Source organism: Mycobacterium sp., assembly GCF_049585075.1.
Taxonomy (GTDB): Bacteria; Actinomycetota; Actinomycetes; order Mycobacteriales; family Mycobacteriaceae; genus Mycobacterium.
Genome location: NZ_JBAUZA010000486.1, coordinates 1 through 3,270, shown reverse-complemented (window position 1 = coordinate 3,270; position 3,270 = coordinate 1). Strand labels below are relative to the sequence as shown.

Here is a 3,270-nt window from a genome sequence, read left to right as displayed (position 1 = left end):
ACTGATAAGCAACCAGGAGGTTGCATATGAGCATGGATCGAATCGAGAAGCAGGTGGAGTTGCGCGCGCCGATGGACCGGGTGTGGCGTGCGATCAGCGACTCGCAGGAGTTCGGGCGATGGTTCGGTGCCCGCATCGATGGGCCCTTCGTTGCCGGGACCTCGGTCACCGCGACGATCACCGGCACGACTGTCGACGAGGAGGTGGCCGAGCTGCAGCGGCCGCATGCCGGGGCTAAAGCGACCTGGCAGATCGTCGCCGTCGAACCGCCGCGACGGTTCGCCTACCGCTGGCATCCGTTCGCGGTCGACGTCGACGTCGACTATGCGGCCGAGCCCACCACGCTGGTCGAGTTCACGCTTTCGCCCACACCGAACGGTGTGTTGCTCACCATCGTCGAGTCCGGGTTCGACGCCATCCCCGCGTCGCGGCGGTCGGCGGCGTTCGAGGCCAACAGCGGTGGCTGGGCCAAGCAGGTCGAGCTGGTGCAAAAGTATCTGTCGCTGGAGCAGCGGGTGTGACGGCGACGCTCGCGGCGGCACCCGTCTTTGGTGCGCTGGGCGATGCGAATCGACTGCGCATCGTCGTCCGGTTGTGCGACGGCGGCCCCAGCTCGACTTCCCAAGTGACTCAGGCGGTTCCGGTCACCCGGCAGGCGGCCACCAAGCACCTGGAATTGCTGGAGGCGGTGGGACTGGTCAGTAGCAGCCGGCGCGGCCGGGAACGCATCTGGACGGTGCAGACCCACCCGCTGGTCCAGGCCAGCGACTACCTCAATCAGCTGTCACGTCGTTGGGACGCGGCCATCGACCGGTTGCGTGCCTACGTGGAGGACTGAGCTGTCGGCGCCCTCCGATAGCCTGCCAAGGTGAGCTCAGCAGAGGCTGATCCGGTCGCGCCCGAAGTCCGGCGACTTTGGCGCGAACTGGCCGACGAGGTGCGCGAACACCAGTTTCGTTACTATGTGCGCGACGCGCCGATCATCTCCGACGCGGACTTCGACGAGCTGCTGCGCCGGCTGGCTGCCCTGGAGGACGAGCATCCCGAGCTGCGTACGCCCGACTCACCGACCCAACTGGTCGGCGGCGCAGGCTTCGCCACCGATTTCACCTCCGCTGAGCATCTGGAACGGATGCTGTCGCTGGACAACGTGTTCAGCACCGACGAATTCGACGTGTGGGCGGCGCGCATCCACGCCGAGGTCGGTAACAAGGTGCCGTTTCTGTGCGAGCTCAAGATCGACGGTGTCGCATTGGCTTTGGTGTATCGCAACGGACGGTTGGTGCGGGCCTCGACCCGCGGCGACGGTCGTACCGGCGAGGACGTCACGCTCAACGCGCGCACCATCGACGACGTCCCTCAACGGCTTACCGCCAGCGACGACTACCCGGTACCCGCCGTGCTCGAGGTGCGCGGTGAAGTGTTCTTCCGGGTCGCCGATTTCGAAGCGCTCAACGCCGCACTGGTCGAAGACGGCAAGGCGCCGTTCGCCAACCCGCGCAACAGCGCGGCCGGCTCGCTGCGGCAAAAGGATCCGGCCGTCACCGCGCGTCGCAAGCTGCGGATGATCTGCCACGGGTTGGGACATATCGAGGGATATCGGCCACCCACCCTGCACGACGCATATCTGGCGCTGGGTGCCTGGGGCCTGTCCGTATCCGAACACACCACGCGCGTAAAGAACGCTGCGGGCGCTCTGGACCGGATCGCCTACTGGGGTGAACACCGCCACGATGTCGACCACGAAATCGACGGCGTCGTCGTCAAAGTCGACGATGTGGCACTGCAGCGCAGGCTGGGATCCACCTCGCGGGCACCGCGGTGGGCGATCGCCTACAAATACCCGCCGCAGGAGGTACAGACCAAGCTGCTCGACATCCGGGTCAACGTCGGGCGCACCGGGCGGGTCACGCCGTTCGCATTCATGACACCGGTCACCGTTGCCGGATCGACGGTCGGGTTGGCCACCCTGCACAACCCCGCCGAGGTCAAGCGCAAGGGTGTGCTGATCGGTGACACGGTGGTGATCCGCAAGGCCGGCGACGTGATCCCCGAAGTGCTGGGTCCCGTCGTCGATCTGCGCAACGGCTCCGAACGCGAATTCGTCATGCCCACAACGTGTCCCGAATGTGACACCCCGTTGGCTCCGGCCAAGGAGGGCGACGCCGACATCCGCTGCCCTAACGCGCAGGCCTGTCCGGCGCAATTGCGTGAGCGAGTATTTCATGTCGCCGGTCGCGGTGCTTTCGACATCGAGGGACTCGGCTACGAGGCGGCCATCGCGCTGCTGAAAGCCGAAGTGATCGGCGACGAGGGTGATCTGTTCGGCCTGACCGAAGACGACCTGCTGCGCACCGAGTTGTTCACCACCAAAAGCGGCGCGCTGTCGGCCAACGGCAAGCGGCTGCTGATCAATCTTGACCAGGCCAAGAAGCAGCCGCTGTGGCGGGTGCTGGTGGCGTTGTCGATTCGCCATGTCGGGCCAACCGCTGCGCGTGCGCTGGCCACCGAGTTCGGCAGCCTGGATGCGATCACGTCGGCGTCCACCGAGCAGCTGGCCGCGGTCGAGGGTGTCGGCCCGACCATCGCCGCCGCGGTGACGGAGTGGTTCACCGTGGATTGGCATCGGGCCATCGTCGACAAATGGCGCTCGGCCGGCGTGCGGATGGCCGACGAGCGCGACGCCAGCGTGCCCCGCACGCTGGAGGGATTGACAATCGTGGTGACCGGCTCGCTGACCGGCTTCTCCCGCGATGACGCCAAAGAGGCCATCGTGGCGCGCGGCGGCAAGGCTGCCGGTTCGGTGTCCAAGAAGACCGCCTACGTCGTCGCCGGCGATTCCCCCGGATCGAAGTATGAAAAGGCAGTCGAGCTCGGCGTACCCATCCTCGACGAGGATGGTTTCCGAAAGCTGTTGGCCGACGGGCCTTCTGAGTCCGCCGACTGACATCGGCTGCCGACTCATCCGCCGGCCGAGCGCATGCGCACAATGGTTCGCAAACCGGGGCGAGACGGCGGGGCGTAGCCGCCGGCGCCACGCCCAGGAATGCCCGCGACGGGCATCAATGGCGCGGCCGCTGGTCCGCTGATCGGCCCTGGATTCCAGACGCCGGGCGAAGGTGCGGTAGAACCACTCACGGCCGCCGCCGTCAACCAGGTCCGCGGGGCAGACAGCGCCCCTACCGAGGCGGCCTTGCCGACACCGGCGGTCATGGCGGCGCCGCCACCTGTCGCCGCGACGGAGGAGCCCGGCGCCAGCGGGGTTACGAC

The 3,270-nt window shown here is 67.0% G+C and carries 4 protein-coding genes; 3 read left to right on the top strand and 1 reads right to left on the bottom strand.

The annotated features are described in order from the left end of the window. The first annotated feature begins 26 nt into the window (after window positions 1-26). Genes WB785_RS22835 through ligA form a run of 3 tightly spaced genes read left to right on the top strand, consistent with a single transcriptional unit; the run spans window position 27 to window position 2,947 of the window. A complete protein-coding gene (locus WB785_RS22835; protein ID WP_424082088.1) occupies window positions 27-521 on the top strand; it encodes an SRPBCC family protein in 495 nt (164 codons plus the stop codon). After that, window positions 518-838, top strand: a complete 321-nt coding sequence (locus WB785_RS22830; RefSeq protein WP_424082087.1) for an ArsR/SmtB family transcription factor — start codon at window positions 518-520, stop codon at window positions 836-838. The genes WB785_RS22835 and WB785_RS22830 overlap by 4 nt, the downstream gene beginning before the upstream one ends. A gap of 30 nt (window positions 839-868) precedes the next feature. After that, window positions 869-2,947 carry an NAD-dependent DNA ligase LigA gene (gene ligA, locus WB785_RS22825; RefSeq protein WP_424082085.1) on the top strand — a complete coding sequence of 693 codons (2,079 nt, stop codon included), beginning with the start codon at window positions 869-871 and terminating at the stop codon, window positions 2,945-2,947. A 14-nt stretch (window positions 2,948-2,961) separates the two neighbouring features. On the opposite strand, the gene WB785_RS22820 is transcribed toward ligA, so the two are convergent. Beyond that, window positions 2,962-3,270, bottom strand: a 309-nt coding sequence (locus WB785_RS22820) for a PPE family protein, SVP subgroup (RefSeq protein ID WP_424082083.1), incomplete at its 5' end; no start/stop codon positions are given.

What these genes read in the sequence shown, in the direction of transcription:
- WB785_RS22835 (WP_424082088.1), top strand. Translation starts at nt 27, where the DNA reads ATGAGCATGGATCGAATCGAGAAGCAGGTGGAGTTGCGCGCGCCGATG.